At 33.9% G+C, this 251-nt stretch carries 1 protein-coding gene; it reads right to left on the bottom strand.

The features are described from left to right. Positions 1–200, bottom strand: a 200-nt coding sequence (locus R0J88_RS22055) for a phosphatase PAP2 family protein (RefSeq protein WP_410901185.1), incomplete at its 3' end; no start/stop codon positions are given. Positions 201–251 lie beyond the last annotated feature (51 nt).

Raw genomic sequence — 251 nt, 5'->3', positions numbered from 1 at the left:
CAAATAATGAACCAGCTATAAGCGATTGTCCAACCAGCAAAGACATCTGTGGGATAATGATGATTCTCTGCTATTCTTGACAATCCTATCAATATTGAAAGGAAGATTGCTACTAGCCAAACAAAAACCATATGCTTTTTGTTTACGACAACTTCTGATAATAAATAAGCAATTGTAAACAAACATAATAATGAAAGCATAGCATGACCTGATGGAAAACTAAATGACGTAAGTTGATCTACCATTTCTGG

This window comes from Pseudoalteromonas sp. SIMBA_162, from assembly GCF_046535955.1.
Classification (GTDB): Bacteria; Pseudomonadota; Gammaproteobacteria; order Enterobacterales; family Alteromonadaceae; genus Pseudoalteromonas; species Pseudoalteromonas marina.
This window is presented reverse-complemented; position numbering and strand designations above follow the sequence as displayed.